Raw genomic sequence first — 16,966 nt, 5'->3', positions numbered from 1 at the left:
CAGGATAAGCAGACGGGCCGCCCCGTACCGAGGAGTGGTACGGGGCGGCCCGGATGTTGGACGGATGTCCGTCAGGGGCGCTTGGCGAAGGCCGCGCCCTCGGGGTTGCGGGCCTTGAGCACCAGGTAGGAGACGCCGAGGATCAGGCCCCACACCGGCGCGCCGTACAGCGCGACCCGGTTGCCGGCGTCCATGGCCATGGTCACGACGACCATGCCGATGAAGGCGAGCGAGAAGACGCTGAACCAGATGCCGCCGGGCGCCTTGAACGGCGACTGGGGCAGCTCGCCGCGGTCGGCCTTGAGCCGGTAGCGGATCTGGCAGATCAGGATGACGATCCAGGCCCACATGCCGGAGATGGTGGCGAAGGAGACGACGTAGTTGAACGCCTCGCCGGGCCACTGGTAGTTGATCCAGACGCCGACCATCATCAGCGCGGCCGAGAAGGTGGTGCCGACCAGCGGGGTCCCGGACCTGGTCAGGCGGGTGAAGACCTTCGGGCCCTGGCCGTTGAGCGCGAGGTCGCGCAGCATGCGGCCGGTGGAGTACATGCCCGAGTTGCAGGACGACAGGGCCGCCGTCAGGACGACGAAGTTGACGATCGCGGCGCCGACGCCGAGGCCCATCTTCTCGAAGGCCGCGACGAACGGGCTGACGCCCGGCTTGAACTCGGTCCACGGGACGACCGACAGGATCATGATCAGCGCGCCGACGTAGAAGACGGCGATGCGCCACGGGACGGTGTTGATCGCCTTCGGCAGGACCGTCTTCGGGTCCTTGGACTCGCCCGCGGTGACGCCGACGAGCTCGACGGCGAGGAAGGCGAACATGACCATCTGGAGGGTCATCAGGGTCGAGAAGATGCCGTCCTCTCCGGCGAAGAAGCCGCCGAGGTCCCACAGGTGGGTGACGGAGGCGGTGTCGCCGGCGTCGGAGAAGCCGAGGGTGAGGATGCCGGCGCAGATCAGGATCATGCCGACGATCGCGGTGACCTTGACCATGGAGAACCAGAACTCCAGCTCACCGAAGAGCTTCACGGAGATCAGGTTGGCACCGTAGAGGATCACGGTGAAGACGAGGGCGGAGAGCCACTGGGGGATGTCCCACCAGTACGTCATGTAGGTCGCGGCGGCGGTGACCTCGGTGATGCCGGTGACGACCCAGAAGAGCCAGTACGTCCAGCCGGTCGCGAAGCCCGCGAAGGGACCGATGAACTCCCGGGCGTACTCCGAGAAGGAGCCCGACACCGGGCGGTACATGAGGAGCTCGCCGAGCGCCCGCATGATGAAGAAGATGACGAGGCCCGCGGCGGCGTACGCGAGGATCAGACTCGGTCCCGCGATGGAGATGCCCTTGCCGGCGCCGAGGAACAGGCCGGTGCCGATGGCGCCGCCGATCGCGATCATCTGGATCTGGCGGGCCCCGAGTGCCCGGTGGTAACCCTCGCCCGAGGCGGAGTCCTCTGCCTCATTGCCGTCGTGCTGCTTGTCGACCTGCACTGAGGTCATGGTGGTGCGCCTTTCTCCATTCTGATCCGCGCGACTGCGAGTGCGTCTGCTGCGGATCAGATCCTGATCCCCCCGGATGTGGATGGAGTGCCACCGGCGGTCAGCCGGTCCAAGCGCCCTCGGGAACAGGGGTGGCGTCCCCGAGCGGTCGTGAAGATTTATCACGACGTGGGAGGTGATCGAGGGAGTTCGGCGTGACCTGCGCCACAAAAAAATACGGACAAAAGGAACTCAAGATGACGCGGCGGACGCTCTGATAACGCATTCGTTATCCGGATTTGAGCGTCCGCTGAGCGAACACGCGCCGTCGGGGAGACCCCGCTACGGCATCAGGGTGGCGACGAGGGACTCCTGGAGCGCCCCCAGCCAGAGGTATGCCATCACCATCGGCTTGCGCGGGTCGGAGTCCGGCAGCCGGTACAGCCGCTCGCTCTCCTCGTCGTCCGTGACCTCCAGGCGCGTCCCGATGGTCAGCCGGAGGTCGTTGAGGGCACCGAGCCAGGCCCGGGACTCGTCGGGGGTCAGCTTCAGGACCGCGCCGCCCTCGCCCGCCGCGTCGGCGGAGAGCCCGTCCAGGGTGCGGACCACCAGGAGGGCGTCGTCGCGCTTGCGGGCCCGCAGGTCGTTCTCGGTGTAGCGGCGGAAGTCGGACGCGGCCGCCCGCAGCTCCTCGCTGTCGTCGCCGTACGCGTCGGGGAAGAGGCGCCGGAGTGCGGGGTCGGACGGCGGCTCGCTCGGCCCCTCGGAGAAGAGCGCGGCCAGCGGGTCGGCGTCCACCGACGGCTCGTCGCCCGGCCCGATCAGCTCCACGAGCTGGACGGCGAGGGAGCGGAGGATGGAGATCTCGACCTCGTCGAGCGCGACGGCCGCGCCGCCGCCGGGCAGGGCCTCGAACTGGCCGGCCATCAGAAGCGGTCCTGGGTGAGGGTCGCCCAGAGGCCGTAGCCGTGCATCGCCTGCACGTCGCGTTCCATCTCCTCGCGGGTGCCGCTGGAGACCACCGCGCGGCCCTTGTTGTGCACGTCGAGCATCAGCCTGTGCGCCTTGTCCTTGGAGTAGCCGAAGTACGACTGGAACACGTACTCCACGTAGCTCATCAGGTTGACCGGATCGTTGTGCACGAGGGTCACCCACGGCACGTCGGGTTCGGCGACCGCGGAGACCTCCTCGGCGGATTCCGTACGTTCGATCTCAATAGGCGCGACGCTCACTCACCCCATGTTGTCACCCCTGGGGGCCCGTCGCACAAACGGGGCGCGCGCACGGGCGCGCACGGCACGCGTACGGCGCGTCACGGATGTGGCACACCCGTGACGATAGAAATCGTCACTCTGACGATTTCTGCGCTAGCATCGCTGACATGAACGCTGCGGACCTTGGGCTGCCGGTGGACGTGCCGTCGACCGCGCTCTTCACCGATCAGTACGAGCTGACCATGCTCCAGGCGGCCCTGCGGGCCGGCACCGCCGACCGGCGCTCCGTCTTCGAGGTCTTCACCCGGCGACTGCCCGAGGGGCGTCGCTACGGAGTCCTCGCGGGCGTCGGACGGGTCCTGGACGCCGTCGAGAACTTCCGCTTCGACCCGGCCGTCCTCGGCTTCCTGCGCGAGCGCGGGATCGTCGACGAGCCGACCCTGGAGTGGCTGGCCCGCTACCGCTTCTCCGGCGACATCTGGGGCTACCCCGAGGGCGAGGTGTACTTCCCCGGCTCGCCCGTGCTGCGCGTCGAGGGTTCCTTCGCCGAGTGCGTGCTCCTGGAGACGGTGATCCTCTCGATCCTCAACCACGACTCGGCCATCGCCGCGGCCGCCTCCCGCATGTCGGCCGCGGCCGGCGGGCGGCGCCTGATCGAGATGGGCGCCCGGCGCACCCACGAGCTGGCGGCCGTCGCCGCCTCCCGCGCCGCGTACGTCGGCGGCTTCGACTCCACCTCGGACCTCGCGGCCGGCTTCCGCTACGGCATCCCGACCGTCGGCACCTCCGCCCACGCCTTCACCCTGCTCCACGACAGCGAGCGGGACGCCTTCCGGGCCCAGGTCGAGACCCTGGGACGCGGTACGACCCTGCTCGTCGACACCTACGACGTGGCCGAGGCCGTCCGGACCGCCGTCGAGATCGCCGGGCCCGAGCTGGGGGCCGTACGGATCGACTCCGGCGACCTGCTGCTCGTCGCCCACCGGGTGCGGGCGCAGCTCGACGAGCTGGGCGCGCGCGGCACGCGGATCGTGGTCACCTCGGACCTCGACGAGTACGCCATCGCCTCGCTCGCGGCGGCTCCGGTCGACGCGTACGGGGTGGGGACGCAGCTGGTGACCGGCAGCGGCCACCCGACCTGCTCCATGGTCTACAAGCTGGTGGCGCGGGCCGCGTCGGCCGACCTCAAGGCGCCCCTGGTGCCGGTCGCGAAGAAGTCCGTGGGCGGCAAGGCGTCCGTCGGCGGCCGCAAGTGGGCGGCCCGCAGGCCGGACGCGGACGGGGTCGCCGAGGCGGAGGTCGTGGGCACCGGCCCGGTCCCGCCGGAGCTCGCCGACCACCAGCTCCTGGTCGAGCTGGTCAAGGGCGGCGACGTGGTGGCCCGGGAGCCGCTGGAGGCGGCCAGGTCGCGGCACATCGCGGCCCTCGGCGCGCTGCCGATGTCGGCGATCCAGCTCTCCCGGGGCGAGCCGGTGCTGCCGACCGAGTACCTGTAGCACCGCCGGGTGCTCCCGCGGGAGCACCCGGCGGAGTCCTCGGGGACGCCCCCTCCCGCCGGGAGGGGGAAGTCTCTAGGCTCGAACCCGTCCCCGAGGCCCCACCCCCATCCGACGCGCTAAGGACACCCGCCATGCACCGCGCATTGATCGTTGTGGACGTTCAGAACGACTTCTGCGAGGGCGGCAGCCTCGCGGTGACGGGCGGCGCGGACGTCGCCGCCGCCATCACCGACCTGGTCGGCCAGACGGCGGGCACCTCCTACCGGCACGTGGTCGCCACCCGGGACCACCACGTCGACCCGGGCGCGCACTTCGCGCCGGCCGGCGAGGACCCGGACTACGTGTCGTCCTGGCCGGTGCACTGCGTGGCCGGCACGGAGGGCGTCGGCTTCCACCCGAACTTCGCGCCGGCCGTCGCCAGCGGGGCGATCGACGCCGTCTTCGACAAGGGTGCGTACTCCGCCGCGTACAGCGGCTTCGAGGGGTTCGACGAGAACGGCGTGACGCTCGCGGAGTGGCTGCGCGCCCGCGAGGTCACCGAGGTCGACGTCGTCGGGATCGCCACCGACCACTGTGTGCGGGCGACGGCCCTGGACGCCGCCCGCGAGGGCTTCCGGACGCTGGTGCTGCTCGACCTCACGGCGGGCGTCGCGAAGGAGACCACCGACCGGGCCCTCGAGGAGCTCCGGACGGCGGGCGTGGAGCTGACCGGCAGGCCGGTCGTCGCCTGAGTCCCTCCGGCGGGACCCCAGGGGGTGTCTTGCCGACCATGCCGGACAGGCCCTAGGCGGCCGACACGAGTTCGGCGCGGCCGAACAGCAGGGCGTAGCCGGTGGGGAGCCGGTTCAGGATGCGGGTGACGAGGTCGGGACCGGCGTGGGCGGCGACGGCGGCGAAGACGGATCCGGTGTCCCAGCGGGTGGCGGCCGGGGAGGCGCCGCTGCGGGCCGCGAGGTCCTTGACGAAGGCCCAGCCCGTCAGGGGCTCGAGGTCGGGGACCTGCGCGGTGAGGGCGCGGGCGGCCTCCAGGGGCAGGCAGGCGGCGAGGTCGACGCGCTCGTCGCCGGTCAGCTGGCGCCCCAGCCCCCCGAGGACCATGCGGACGGCCTCGTCGGCCCGCTCGCGGGTGGGGTAGGCGCCTTCGTAACGGACCTTCTCCAGCATCTGCTCGTACGCCGTCCCGTACGGCTGCCGGTGCTCATGCGATACGCGCGCGTCGGAGATCACTGCGGTGCATGCCTTTCGTGGAGCAGGGGGTGGTCGGGGTGGTGTGGTGCCGGAGGGTGCGGCACCACCCGTCTCGTTCAGATGGGCTGGGGGTGACCGAAGAGGAGGTCGTAGCCGACGGGCAGCTGGAACAGGATCTGCCCCAGCAGGTCATCGCCCGCGACGTCGGCGACGGTGGACAGCACGGCACTGACGTCCCATGCCGCGGTCCGCTCGGTGGCGCCCTCGATCCAGGCGGCGGTCGCCCGGACGAACCGCTCCGGGGAGAGCGGTTCGACGCTCTGCAGCGGGTTGAGCAGGATCAGGGCGAAGCCCTCGGGCAGGCGCGCCGCGAGATGGACGCGGACGTCGCCGACGAGGTGTGCGCCGAGCAGGGCGAGCACGACACGGGTCGCGCGCTCGGCTTCCTCGGTGGTGTCGTATGCGCCGCGTTCCCTCACGTCGTCGAGGAACGCCGCGCCTCGCGGACTCATCTCTGCCGCCCCCTTCTCCTCTTCGGACTGCCCAAGGGGTGCGGAGGGCGGGCGAGGGGAGATCGGGTGCCCGTCCTCCGCGCGTGTCCGGCCGGTGTCAGCCGGAGATCTCCTTGCGGTCGGAACCGACGCCGATGGAGATCTTGCGGGGCTTGGCGCGCTCGGCGATCGGGATGCGAAGGGTGAGCACGCCCGCCTCGTAGTCGGCCTCGATGCGCTCGGTGTCGAGGGTGTCGGCGAGCACGATCTGGCGGGAGAAGGCTCCCAGCGGCCGCTCGGACAGCTCCATCTGCACGTCGCCGGCCTTCGCCGTCGGCCGGCGCTCGGCCTTGACGGTGAGCATGTTCCGCTCGACGTCGATGTCGATCGCGTCGGCGCTGACACCGGGAAGGTCGAAGGCCACAACGTACTCGTCGCCCTCGCGGTAGGCGTCCATCGGCATCGCCGACGGGCGGGACCAGGTGCCCGGTCCCATCATCTGCTGTGCCAGCCGGTCCAGCTCGCGGAAGGGGTCAGTGCGCATCAACATCGTGAAAACACCTCCAGCAGGTTCAGGCAGTAACTGCCAATGCGCCTCACTGACACCGTTGTAACATGTCATCCAATGGATGACAAACAAGATGTCGTCGACATGATGACAACCTGCGGGAGGTGCCCGTGACCGCAGCCGAACCGCCACCGGAGCCCGGCGCGTACGCATACGGCCCGGCGTCGTTCCTCGCCGCCGCGGCAGCCCTCACGGCCATAGGCGACGTCCTGCGCGACGCCCAGCGGGACTCCCCGGACGCTCCCGGGGACGGCGGCCCCGGCGCGGAGCAGGCCCTGGCCTCCCTGACGCTGCTGCGGCACGTGCGCGAGGAACTCGCGGGATGGGAGACGGGCCTGATCGAAACCGCCCGCGATGCGGGCGCGAGCTGGGCGGACCTCGCCCAGCCCCTCGGCGTCGCCAGCCGCCAGGCGGCCGAGCGGCGCTATCTGCGCGGCCGCCCCGGCCCCGCCGGGAGCACCGGCGAGCAGCGCGTGACGGCCACCCGCCAGGCTCGGGCCGCCGAGCGCACCACGGCCACCTGGGCCCGCGGCAACGCCGCCGACCTGCGCCGCCTCGCCGGCCAGATCACCGCCCTCGACGACCTCGCCCCCGCCGCCCGCCGCCCGCTCGGCGAGCTCCACGCGGCTCTCGCCCACGACGACGCGGCCGACCTCCTCACCCCCCTGACCGCCGCCCGACCCCACCTGGTCGCCGCCCACCCGGACCTCGCGGCCAGGATCGACGCCCTCACGCTTCCCGGAGGGGCGTGAGGGGGCTCGGGGCCGGTGGCCCGTCGGCTACGCCGCGGGCTCCCTCGGGAGGGAGCGGACGGGGTGCCAGAGCTCCTGGGCGGTGCCCGGGGTGGATTTCCACAGCAGGCCGTCGGGGTGGTGCAGGACGGCGGTGATCTCGTCCGGGGTGGGCGGCTCGGAGTTGCCTCGGAGGTAGACCGCCCGGAGGCCGAGGTTCCGCAGCCTGGTCAGGGCGCGGGCCCGGTTCGCGGCGTGCACCAGGAAGCGGACCGTGGCCCCGTCGCGGGCCGGGCTCGGGAGCCCTATCGCGACGACCACGCTGCCGCCCGGCAGCTTGCAGAACCCTCCGTTGGGCATGCGGAACCACTCCCCCGTGGATCAGATGTCAATAAGAAAAGCGTCAGAGGCACCTAAACACGATCGGCCGCCGCCCGCTAGAGGGCGACGGCCGATCATGCTTTGACCTGCGGTTTTACGAATTACTTGGTCGAGGGACCGACCTGAACCGTGATCGTCTGGCCATCCTTCGGCTCCTTGACGACCTGGATCTTGGTGTTGGTGTCAGTTACCTGGACACCGGCACGCGGGGTCTCGGCGAACCAGTAGACGCCCTTGCGGTCGTCGAAGGTCGGGTTGCCGGCCTGGGACGGGACCCAGGTCGAGACGCCGGCCTTGTGGAGCGCGAAGCCGTCCGTGCGGGACAGGCTGAACGGCGCGTCGTACGACTGCACGCGGTTGCGCATCAGCGTGCCGTCGGACCACTTCAGCGGGCTCGGGTGCGCGTCGATCGGGAGGACCAGACCGGCGCCCGGGTGCTGGGAGGTGTTGTTGTCCTTCTGGGACAGGTCCCACTTCCAGATCAGCAGGCCGTTCTGGTACGGGTAGTGCTCGACCCAGCCGGACTTGTCACCCGTGAAACCGAAGTTGTACGGGCCGACCTTGAGGGTCGCGTCGTACGAGACGTACTGGCGGTTCTCCGCGATGTAGTACTGCTCGTACTCCTTGGTGAAGCCCTTCGCGATGCGCGAGAAGCCCTTCGACACCCAGCCGTTGTCACCGTTCTCGGCGTTGTCCGAGAAGACGGCGGCACCGTCGGCGGTCAGCGTGATGGCGTCGGCGGTGAAGCCCTTGCCGCCCGCGCCGCCGTCCGTCTGGTAGCGGAAGCGGAGGTCGAACTTCTTGCCCGCGTAGGCGCCCAGGTCGTAGACGAGCTTCTTGTGCGCGCCGGAGACGTCGGTCAGCGCCGGGGCGCCGGAGGCGTCCTTCGGGATGGCCACGCCGTCGGCGGTGCCGTCCAGGGCGGTCCAGTTGGCGCCACCGTCGGTCGACACCTCGGTGTAGAGGTAGTCGTAGTCGAGCTCGATGTCGTACCAGCCCTGGAGCTCCAGGGAGGCGGACGTCTTGCCCGTGAGGTCGAAGGAGCGGGTCAGGGTGTTCTTGAGGTCGTCACCCATGTTGCTCCACCACTGCGTGGCACCCTCGGCGGGCGCGACGACATCGGTGGTGACCTGCTTCTTCGGCAGCTCGACGAGGAGCGCCTGCGGGTTCTTGGTGTTGTACTCCGCGACGCCCAGCTTGTGGGTCGTCTTGGTGGAGCGCTGCCAGTCGTTGACCTTGGCGTAGTTCAGCCAGCCGAGCTGGAGCTTGTCCCAGGCGGTCATGTCGCCGGGCAGGTCACCGATGGAGTCCTTGCCCTGGCCGAGCCAGGAACCCGAGGACATGAGGGTCCAGAACCCGGTGGAGTTCTCGCCGCCCGCGGTGTCGTAGTGGTCCGGCAGGCCGAGGTCGTGGCCGTACTCGTGCGCGAAGACGCCGAGGCCGCCGTTCTCCGGCTGCATCGTGTAGTCGCCGACCCAGATGCCGGTGTCACCGATCGGGGTGCCGCCGGCCTTGTTGTTCTCGGGGCCGGTCTTGCCCGCGTTGGTGCCGTAGGCGTACCAGCGGTGGGCCCACAGGGCGTTCGTGCCCTCGGCGCCGCCGCCGGCCGACTCGTCCTCGCCCGCGTGCACGAGCTGGAAGTGGTCGATGTAGCCGTCGGCCTCGTTGAAGTTGCCGTCGCCGTCGAAGTCGTAGCGGTCCCACTGGTCGTACGTCGCCAGCTGGGCCTTGATCTGGGCGTCGGTCTGGCCCTTGGCCTTCTGGTCGGCGACCCAGGCGTTGAGACCGTCGCGGACGGTGTCCCAGACGTTGGCGCAGTTGCTCTGGCCGCAGTAGTTCGAGCCGTAACGGGCCTCGTTGTACGGGACCTTGACCCAGTCGGAGACCGTGCCGTCGACCGAGTAACGGCCGGACGAGGTCTTCTCGTAGTAGGTCTTCAGCGACTGCTTGGGCTGTCCCTTGGCGTCCTTGCCGGTGCCGAAGTACAGGTCCTGGAAGTGCTTCTGGTTGTAGTCCGCCTGCCAGGCCGTGGAGTTGTCGTTCGCACGGTCGGGCTTGGCTATCGCGTTGTGCAGCGGGCCGGGCGTGCCGCCGAACTTCGGCTTCAGCTCCGGCGTGTCGTCGTCCTTGCGGTCGACCAGGGTGGTGTTGTCCACCTGGTCGCCGAACTCGACGAGGATGGTGAAGATCTTGTCGGTCTTCTCGCGGCCCAGCTCGACGTACTTCTTGCTGCCGAGCTTGACGACCTGAGAACCGCCCCGCTTCTCGACCTTGGCCTCGCCGTTGAGCACCTGCTCCAGGGCGGCCTTGCGCTGCTGGGCCTGCTGCTCGCTGAACGGACCCGCGAGGTCGTGGTCGACCGTCGTCTTGTCGACGGTCTGGATGCCGGCCGGCTGCACGCTTCCGTGGTTGTCGGCCCAGGCGGTGGTGAAGGTCGAGGCGGTGGCGGCGGTGGCCGCGAGCGCCACGACGACTGCGGACGCTCTGATCGCCCGTCGTCTGTTGGTCACTTGGTGTGTTCCTCCCCGGCGCCCGCCGCCCTCGGACCGAATGGTGGGGTGTCCGTCCGGCGGGGTCGCGCGTCACAAGTGACGACATTCGACCGGAGTGAGACAAGAAAAGACAGATCTTGACTTGCACATACCAAGTGCACTATGCGGGAGCCGGATTCCGATATCCGGACGCTCAGCAGGCGCATCACGGCCGAGAATTGGGCAAGTCGTGACCCCGTGCGCCCCCCGTGCAACCACACCGTGGGTAAGGTCACGCTTACTTCCGACCCAGCTCGGGCATCCACCGTCATAGAGTCGAGCCGATGTCCCGAGAGGGCGGTACCCGTCATGCAGCGTCCGAACGCCGCGCAGCTCGCCTATGGTTCGACCACCGTCGTCTTGGCGACCGTCGCCCTGCTGCTGCTCTCCCGTGTGACGACGACCCTCGGCATCGCGGTGATCTGCGCCGCCGGTCTCCTGCTCGGCATCCTCGTGGCGGCGACGATGCCCGCACGGACGAGGCCCGTCAAGAGCACCGCCACGGTTCCTCCGGCATCCGGGAACGAAACGATCCGGGTACCGGCCGCGCGCGTGGGCGCGGGGGCCGATACCCGGATCGGTTCGTGACGTTTCGTCCGTTCTACTGCGGTACCGAGACCACCACCGTCTTCGCCGCCTTGTCGTGCAGACCCTGCTTGTACGGCTTGTCGACCAGGATCAGGATCAGCAGGAGCAGCGGCCACAGGCAGGCGCAGCAGATCAGCGCGGGCAGCCAGAGGACGACGGCCCGCAGCAGCGACTGGCTCATCGGGGGCGTCGAGCCGTCGTTGAGCATCGCGACCCGCAGCTTCATCAGCTTCTTGCCGATGGTCCGGCCGTCCTTGGCCCCCATGACCGTGTCGTACGCCACGTACGCCACGATCGTGATGAGCTGGAAGACCAGCTGGCTCCCGCCGTTGAAGCTGTTGACCGTGTCGCCGAAGTCGCTGCCGTCCCGGGTTGCCCGCTCGTAGACGTCGAACGGGATGCCGATGATCGCGAGCGGGATCGCGATGATCAGCCAGTCGATGAGCCGCGCGAGGATGCGGCGCCCGGAGTCGGCGAGCGGCGGCATCCCCGAGAGCGGATCCGTCCCGCCGTAACCACCGCCGTAGCCGCTCCCGTACGGAGGCGGGGGCGGGGGCATGTTGTCGTACGGGGAGCCGTACGGGCTCCCCGGCGGCGGCCCGCTCGGGGGGCCGTCGGGTGGCGGCCCATCGGGCGGTGGCTGGCCGGCCGAGGGGGGCGGGGGCTCCTGCGGCTTCTTGAGGAACGGGTCGTCGTCGGGCGGCTGTCCGGGCGGCGGCTGGTCGGTGCTCATGGGGGCAGTGCATCCCGGGGGCGACGACCCCGCAAAAGATCGTCGCCCGTTCGGGGGACGGCCCGCTGTGGGGTGTTACCGGGCCACGAAGGTGCGGGCCGCCTTGTCGTGCCAGCACTGGCGCCACGGGCGGTCGAAGAGGCACCACAGGACGTTGAGGACGCCGACCACGAGGAGTCCGAGGACGCTGTAGAGGAGCCAGCGGACGAGGGCCTTCCTGAACGTCGGCGGCTGGTGCGCCTCGATGTCCCGCACCTCGAGGCCGCACAGCTTCTTGCCCAGGGTGCGGCCCCACTTGGCGGTCGGCAGCGCCTCGTACAGGACGCCGATCACGAACAACGCGGCCAGCGCGATGCCGAACTGGACCGAGGTCGTCGAGTCCAGCAGCCAGACCTGGACGGTGACGCCGGACTGCCGGGCCGCCTCGATCTTGCCGTCGATGTGGTCGAGGGCGGCCGTCACGAACGGGAAGGCGGCGGCGCCGGCCAGCGCGCCGAGGACGACGGTGTCGATCAACCGCGCCAGCAGACGCCTGCCGAGCCCCGCGGGCCGGGCGGCCGCCTGCTCGCGGGCCGCCTGCTGGAACACGTCCTCGACCGGCGGCTTCCAGGGGACGACCGGCTGCTGCTCCTGGGGCTGGGCGTGCTGCTGCTGTGCCCAGGAGGGTGCCGCGGGCGCGGGGTCGGACACGGGAGCGGGGGCCGGGGCGGGAGCGGGGGCCGGGTGGGTCACGGGAGCCGCGGCCGCCGGGGAGGGCTGGGGAGCCGGCCGGGGCTGGGGGGAGCGCCGGGGTTCCGGCTGGGGCTGCCGGGGCGTCGGGGAGGGCGTGGGGACCGGCGTGACCGGCATCCCGCCCAGGCGGGCGGCGCCGCCGGTCGCCCGGGGGTCGGGCACCCGCGCGGACGCGGCGTCCCGCGCCTCGGGCTCGCTCCCGCCCGCGACCGGCCACTCCGCCGGGGTCCGCGGGTCGGCGGCCCGGGGCGCGCCCCAGGAGACCTTCCGGTCGAGGTCGCCGCCGAAGCCGGTCTGGCGGGAGCTGTCCGCCTGCCAGGCCGAGGCGGGTTCCGGAGCGGCGGGCTCCTCGTCGAAGAAGACGGGTCCGGTCTCCTCCACCGTGGGAACCGGCGCCGGGGCGGCGGCCCTCGGCTGCGGCCGGGCCGCGGCGGGCGCGTGCTGGGCCGGCACGGAAGCGGCGGGCGGCACGGGGGCCGGGGCCCGTACGGGATCGGGCGCCGTCGGAGGGGTCGGCGTCGCGGGATGCGCGGCCACGGGGTTCGGTGTCGCCGGGTTCGGTGTCGCCGGGTTCGGCGTCGGCACCGGGTTCGGTGTCACGGGGGCCTGGGTGCGTACGGGCTCCGCCTGTCGTACCGGCTCCGGAGTCACCGGGGGCCGGACGGCTTCGGGTACGGAGGCGGGGACGGGAGCGGCGACCGGTGTCGGCGTCGGTCCGGAGGCCAGGATGGGGCCGGCCGGGATGGCCGAGGCGGGCGGGTGGGGCGGGACCTCGCCCCCCTGGGGCGCGGGCCGGCTCGTACCGGGCACCCAGGCGCCGCCGTTCCAGTACCGGATGTAGCCGGGAATCGACGGGTCCGGGTAGTACCCCGCCTGCGGTACCTCTTCGCCGCCTCCGGGAGGAGTAGCCACTGCCCCGACTCCGTTCAGTCACAACGCCTTTGATCCGCACGGCCGCGCGCCGGGCGTGCCGCGCCCTAGGAGGACAGTAACGAAGAACGTCCCCGAGGGAACAAAGAGACCGCGAGAAAGACCGCCTTCGGGGGACTCGTAACGGAATCGATCACTCCCGGTGATGTTCGGGCCGATGCATCCTGCCCGGTGGGCCGCCCGGAAAAACTTCCCGGAAAAAACTTCCCGAAGGCGCGTAATGAACCGCGGGCACCCCGCTCTCTCCCTGTGAAGGCCCGCCCGGGACCGTCCGAGACAGGGAGCACGACCATGCAGAACACCGACAACACCACCGTCGAGCGCGAGCTGGAACTGAAGCTGGTGCTCTCCCCCGAGCGCGCCATCCCCGTGCCCGCCCGGCTCGCCTACCGCACCGACGACCCGTACGCCGTCCACATCACCTTCCACGTCGGCACGGAGCACCCCGTCAACTGGACCTTCGCGCGCGAACTGCTCGTCGAGGGCGTCTTCCGGGCGTGCGGCCACGGCGACGTCCGCATCTGGCCGACGAAGGTCGACGGCCGCAGCGTCATCCTGATGGCGCTCTCCTCGCCCGACGGCGACGCCCTGCTCGAAGCCCCCTCCGCTCAGGTGTCGGCCTGGCTGGAGCGCACCCTGCGGGCCGTCCCGCCGGGCACCGAGTCCGAGCGGCTCGGCATGGACGAAGGGCTGGCCGAGCTCCTGGCGACCACCGTGGTCACCGACGAGCTGTGGCTGCGCGACCCGTGGCCGTCGGACGAGTCGCAGGACGGCGAGCTGTGACCTCCGTACAGCGCCCTGAACGGGCCTCAGAACAGCTTTCCGGGGTTGAGCAGCCCCAGCGGGTCGAAGGTCGCCTTGATGCCGCGCTGGAGCTCCAGACCGACCGGCCCCAGCTCCCGTGCCAGCCACTCCTTCTTGAGGACGCCCACGCCGTGCTCGCCGGTGATCGTGCCGCCGAGGGCGAGCCCGAGCGCCATGATCTCGTCGAAGGACTCCCGCGCCCGCCGGGACTCGTCCTCGTCGGTGTGGTCGAAGCACACGACGGGATGGGTGTTGCCGTCGCCCGCGTGCGCGCAGACGCCGATGGTCAGGCCGTACTTCTCCGCGACCGCCGCCGTGCCGTCGAGCATCTCGGCCAGCCGCGTCCGCGGCACGCACACGTCGTCGATCATCGTCGCGGACTTGATCGTCTCCAGGGCCGTGAGGGACAGCCGGCGCGCCTGGAGGAGGAGCTCGGACTCGGCGACGTCCGCGGCCGGTACGACCTCGGTGGCGCCCGCGGCCGCGCACAGCTCCCCGACGGCGGCCAGATCGGCAGCCGGGTCCGGGGTGTCGAAGGCACACAGGAGCAGCGCCTCGGTGGTGTCGGGCAGACCCATGCGCGCCAGCTTGTTGACCGCCTGGACGGTGGTGCGGTCCATGAGTTCGAGCAGCGACGGGGTGTGGCCCCGCTCCATGATCGCGCAGACGGCCGCGCAGGCGGCCGCCGCGGACGGGAACTCGGCGGCGAGCGCGAGCTGGGCGGGCGGCTGCGGCTTGAGCGCGAGGACGGCCCGCACGACGATCCCGAGGCTGCCCTCGGACCCCACGAAGAGCCTGGTCAGGTCATATCCGGCGACTCCCTTGGCGGTGCGCCGGCCGGTGGACAGGAGCCGGCCGTCGGCGAGGACGACGTCGAGGCCGAGGACGTATTCGGCGGTCACCCCGTACTTGACGCAGCACAGGCCGCCGGAGGCGGTGCCGATGTTCCCGCCGATGGTGCACGTCTCCCAGCTTGAGGGGTCCGGCGGGTAGTACAGGCCGTGCTCGGCGACAGCCCGGGACAGCACGGCGTTGACGACGCCCGGTTCGACGACGGCGATCCGGTCGACCGGGCTGATCTCCAGGACGCGGTCCATCTTCACCAGGGACAGCACGATGCAGCCGTCGGAGGCGTTGGCGCCGCCGGAGAGGCCGGTACGGGCACCCTGGGGCACGACGGGGACGCGGAGTTCGGTCGCGGTCCGCATCACGTGCTGGACCTCCTCGACGGTCCGCGGGAGCACCACGACGGCGGGATCGCCGGCCGCGCAGAAGCTCGCCATGTCACGGGCGTACGAGGCCGTCACGTCCGGGTCGGTGAGCAGCGCCTCGGCGGGAAGACCGGCGCGCAGCCGCGTCAGAAGATCGTCCATGTGTCCCAGCCTGGCACCCGGGGCCATCGGTGTGAACCCGCCGGGGCGGCCGCTTCGTGTGCTCTTCGTACAGGCGTGTGCGGGCGCACAGTGAGCGCCATGAAACCCCAGAACGTGTCGCGGACGGTGCTCGGGGCCGGGGTGGCCGCCGTGCTCGCGGCGACGGCGCTGCTGTACGTCCCCGAACTGGCCGGCCAGGGCCCGCCGCCCCCGCCGGGTCCGGCGGAGCGGGCGACGATCGCGGCCCACGCGGGCGCGCAGGCCGCCCTGCCGGACCTGGCCGCGCTGATCGCCGACCGCGAGAAGTGGCTGCGCGCCCACCCGGACGACGAGATGTCCTGGGCGGAGCTCGGCGCCGCGTACACCGAGCGGGGGACACGCGTCGGCGACGTACGGGACTACCCCCGTGCCGAGCGGGCGCTGCGCCGCTCCCTCGCGGAGCGGCCCGCCGCGCGCGGCAACCTGGACGCGCAGCTGGGACTGGGGGCGCTCGCGGGGGCGCGCGGCGACTGGAAGACCGCCAAGGAATGGGGCGAGCGGGTCCGGAAGGCGGACCCGCGGCGCTGGCCCGCGTACCCGGTGCTGATCGACGCGTACAACGGCCTCGGGGACTACAAGGCGGCCCGCAAGGCGCTGGAAACCCTGGAAGGGCTCCACGCGGGCGCGTCCGTACGGACCCGGGCCGCGCAGTCGTACCGCGACCGGGGCTGGCGCGAGGACGCCGACGCCGCGGCCCTCGACGCGGCGGCCCTCGCCGAGACCGAAGCGGAGAAGGCGGCGTCGCTGTCCCGGCTCGGCGACCTCGCGTGGGAGCGGGGCGAGCCGGACGAGGCACTGGAGCGCTACGGGGCCGCCCTACGGCTCGTACGGGACCACGGGCCCTCCCTCGCGGGCCGGGCACGGGCGCTCGCGGCCAAGGACCGCACGGACGAGGCCCTGCGCGCCTGGCGGACCGCCCTCGCCCGGCTGCCGCGCCCCGAGTACCTCCTGGAGGCGGCCGAGTTGTACGAGTCCCTCGGCCGGGACGCCGACGCGCGGGCCCTGTACGCGAAACTGCGGACCGGCACCTGGACGGGCGCCGAGGTGACCCTCGGCCTGCTCGACGCGGACCACGGCGACCCGGCGGCCGCGGCCGTGCGCATGCGGGCCGAATGGGCCCGCGGCCACCGCTCGGTCCACACCGCCGACGCGCTCGGCTGGGCGCTGCACCGGTCGGGCGCGACCCGGGAAGCCCTCGGCTACGCGAAGCTCGCCACCGAGGAAGGGCTGCGCAGCGCGCTCTTCACCTACCACCGCGCCGAGATCGAACGCGCCCTCGACCAGACGGCGCCGGCCCGGCGGCACCTCGCCGAGGCCCTCCGCATCAACCCCCGCTTCTCGCCCCTCCACGCCCCCCGGGCCTCCGCCGCCCTCGCGGCCCTCGGCCCCCTCCCCGACGTCCTCCCCCCAGAACTCCGCCGCCCCCCGGCCCCAAAGCCCTGACCCCCGCGAAGCCCCGGCCCGCCCCCGTACGGGCCGGGACCCCACGGGCCCCCTTGTGCGGGCCTTCGCCCACCACTCCCCCGTGCGGGCCTTCGCCCACCACGCCCCCGTGCGGGCCTACGCCCGCCACCCACCCACCGTGTGGGCAATCGTCCCGCAGGGCGGGACGGGTGGGAACACGGGACGGCGCCCTCGGCGGCGCCCCCGCCCCTGAGCCCTGACCCGCACCGATAC

Annotated in this window: 17 protein-coding genes and 1 pseudogene; 6 read left to right on the top strand and 12 right to left on the bottom strand. The window is 71.7% G+C overall.

Going from position 1 to position 16,966, the window contains the following annotated elements; all coding sequences use genetic code 11:
- Positions 1–71: 71 nt before the first annotated feature.
- From OO54_RS29130 to clpS, 3 genes are all read right to left on the bottom strand, one after another.
- The gene (locus tag OO54_RS29130; protein WP_033208268.1) at positions 72–1,508 is read right to left on the bottom strand and encodes an amino acid permease; all 1,437 of its coding nucleotides are present in this window, start codon (positions 1,506–1,508) and stop codon (positions 72–74) included.
- A 321-nt stretch (positions 1,509–1,829) separates the two neighbouring features.
- Positions 1,830–2,414, bottom strand: coding sequence for a DUF2017 domain-containing protein (locus OO54_RS29125; RefSeq protein WP_033208265.1), 585 nt, complete (start codon positions 2,412–2,414; stop codon positions 1,830–1,832).
- On the bottom strand, positions 2,414–2,719 hold the full coding sequence (gene clpS, locus OO54_RS29120; protein WP_033208262.1) for an ATP-dependent Clp protease adapter ClpS: 306 nt from the start codon (positions 2,717–2,719) through the stop codon (positions 2,414–2,416). Before clpS ends, OO54_RS29125 begins: the two co-directional genes overlap by 1 nt.
- 149 nt (positions 2,720–2,868) lie before the next feature.
- Between clpS and OO54_RS29115 the strand changes: the two genes are divergently transcribed.
- A complete protein-coding gene (locus OO54_RS29115; protein ID WP_033208259.1) occupies positions 2,869–4,197 on the top strand; it encodes a nicotinate phosphoribosyltransferase in 1,329 nt (442 codons plus the stop codon).
- Positions 4,198–4,331: 134 nt separating this feature from the next.
- Positions 4,332–4,931: a nicotinamidase gene (locus tag OO54_RS29110; protein ID WP_033208256.1), complete on the top strand. Its 600-nt coding sequence runs from the start codon at positions 4,332–4,334 to the stop codon at positions 4,929–4,931.
- A gap of 52 nt (positions 4,932–4,983) precedes the next feature.
- Here the strand turns inward: OO54_RS29110 and OO54_RS29105 are convergent, their stop codons facing one another.
- The 3 genes from OO54_RS29105 to OO54_RS29095 all read right to left on the bottom strand — a co-directional run bounded on the left by OO54_RS29105 (position 4,984) and on the right by OO54_RS29095 (position 6,429).
- Positions 4,984–5,427 (bottom strand): DUF2267 domain-containing protein, encoded by a 444-nt coding sequence (locus tag OO54_RS29105; RefSeq protein ID WP_033208253.1) that lies wholly within the window; start codon positions 5,425–5,427, stop codon positions 4,984–4,986.
- A 77-nt stretch (positions 5,428–5,504) separates the two neighbouring features.
- Positions 5,505–5,900: a DUF2267 domain-containing protein gene (locus tag OO54_RS29100; protein ID WP_033208250.1), complete on the bottom strand. Its 396-nt coding sequence runs from the start codon at positions 5,898–5,900 to the stop codon at positions 5,505–5,507.
- Positions 5,901–5,997: 97 nt separating this feature from the next.
- A complete protein-coding gene (locus OO54_RS29095; protein WP_033208247.1) occupies positions 5,998–6,429 on the bottom strand; it encodes an Hsp20/alpha crystallin family protein in 432 nt (143 codons plus the stop codon).
- Positions 6,430–6,557: 128 nt separating this feature from the next.
- Here OO54_RS29095 and OO54_RS29090 point away from each other — a divergent pair, with 128 nt between their 5' ends.
- Complete coding sequence (locus OO54_RS29090) at positions 6,558–7,199, top strand: hypothetical protein (RefSeq protein WP_033208246.1); 642 nt, start codon at positions 6,558–6,560, stop codon at positions 7,197–7,199.
- 27 nt (positions 7,200–7,226) lie between these two features.
- Here OO54_RS29090 and OO54_RS29085 read toward each other — a convergent pair whose 3' ends face one another.
- On the bottom strand, positions 7,227–7,538 hold the full coding sequence (locus OO54_RS29085; RefSeq protein ID WP_033208243.1) for a hypothetical protein: 312 nt from the start codon (positions 7,536–7,538) through the stop codon (positions 7,227–7,229).
- A 122-nt stretch (positions 7,539–7,660) separates the two neighbouring features.
- Complete coding sequence (locus OO54_RS29080; protein ID WP_033208242.1) at positions 7,661–10,069, bottom strand: immune inhibitor A domain-containing protein; 2,409 nt, start codon at positions 10,067–10,069, stop codon at positions 7,661–7,663.
- A 330-nt stretch (positions 10,070–10,399) separates the two neighbouring features.
- Between OO54_RS29080 and OO54_RS29075 the strand changes: the two genes are divergently transcribed.
- Complete coding sequence (locus OO54_RS29075; protein WP_033208239.1) at positions 10,400–10,678, top strand: hypothetical protein; 279 nt, start codon at positions 10,400–10,402, stop codon at positions 10,676–10,678.
- Between the two features lie 13 nt (positions 10,679–10,691).
- Here OO54_RS29075 and OO54_RS29070 read toward each other — a convergent pair whose 3' ends face one another.
- The 3 genes and pseudogenes from OO54_RS29070 to OO54_RS48855 all read right to left on the bottom strand — a co-directional run.
- Positions 10,692–11,411: an RDD family protein gene (locus OO54_RS29070; protein ID WP_078905393.1), complete on the bottom strand. Its 720-nt coding sequence runs from the start codon at positions 11,409–11,411 to the stop codon at positions 10,692–10,694.
- Between the two features lie 75 nt (positions 11,412–11,486).
- On the bottom strand, positions 11,487–12,596 hold the full coding sequence (locus OO54_RS29065; RefSeq protein WP_051787269.1) for an RDD family protein: 1,110 nt from the start codon (positions 12,594–12,596) through the stop codon (positions 11,487–11,489).
- 339 nt (positions 12,597–12,935) lie between these two features.
- A pseudogene (locus tag OO54_RS48855) lies at positions 12,936–13,055 on the bottom strand (DUF2510 domain-containing protein); the annotation flags it as partial.
- A gap of 309 nt (positions 13,056–13,364) precedes the next feature.
- On the opposite strand from OO54_RS48855, the gene OO54_RS29055 reads away from it, so the two are divergent.
- Positions 13,365–13,856 carry an SsgA family sporulation/cell division regulator gene (locus OO54_RS29055; RefSeq protein ID WP_033208229.1) on the top strand — a complete coding sequence of 164 codons (492 nt, stop codon included), beginning with the start codon at positions 13,365–13,367 and terminating at the stop codon, positions 13,854–13,856.
- Positions 13,857–13,882: 26 nt separating this feature from the next.
- Here the strand turns inward: OO54_RS29055 and OO54_RS29050 are convergent, their stop codons facing one another.
- The gene (locus OO54_RS29050; protein WP_033208226.1) at positions 13,883–15,250 is read right to left on the bottom strand and encodes an FAD-binding oxidoreductase; all 1,368 of its coding nucleotides are present in this window, start codon (positions 15,248–15,250) and stop codon (positions 13,883–13,885) included.
- 99 nt (positions 15,251–15,349) lie between these two features.
- Between OO54_RS29050 and OO54_RS46835 the strand changes: the two genes are divergently transcribed.
- Positions 15,350–16,732 carry a tetratricopeptide repeat protein gene (locus tag OO54_RS46835; RefSeq protein ID WP_234439570.1) on the top strand — a complete coding sequence of 461 codons (1,383 nt, stop codon included), beginning with the start codon at positions 15,350–15,352 and terminating at the stop codon, positions 16,730–16,732.
- Positions 16,733–16,966 lie beyond the last annotated feature (234 nt).

The sequence above is a fragment of the Streptomyces wedmorensis genome (assembly GCF_000716445.1).
GTDB lineage: Bacteria > Actinomycetota > Actinomycetes > Streptomycetales > Streptomycetaceae > Streptomyces > Streptomyces wedmorensis.
This window is presented reverse-complemented; position numbering and strand designations above follow the sequence as displayed.